Below are 255 nucleotides of genomic sequence, written 5' to 3'. Positions count from 1 at the left end.
GAATTCAGTGAGTAGTGACTGTCGATGAAGACAGCCGGGTTTCCCCATTCGGACATCCCCGGATCAAAGCTTGCTTACAGCTCCCCGAGGCTTTATCGTTGTTCGCCACGTCCTTCGTCGGCTCCTGGCGCCTAGGCATCCTCCGTGTGCTCTTTGTAGCTTAACCTAGTATCTACAATGTAAATACGATTTGCTACCTTTATTTCACTTGTTTACACAAGATCAGCTTAAAGGAATATTCTAAAACGCAATTTC

The 255-nt window shown here is 46.3% G+C and carries 1 rRNA gene; it reads right to left on the bottom strand.

Annotation, left to right across the window (positions count from 1 at the left end):
* Positions 1-166 (bottom strand): 23S ribosomal RNA (locus ACN6NF_RS25965); the annotation flags it as partial.
* Positions 167-255: the final 89 nt, after the last annotated feature.

Source organism: Paenibacillus sp. TSM33 (assembly GCF_056099025.1).
The sequence above is the reverse complement of the archived record's forward strand: the minus strand, read 5'-3'. Positions and strand labels throughout refer to the sequence as shown.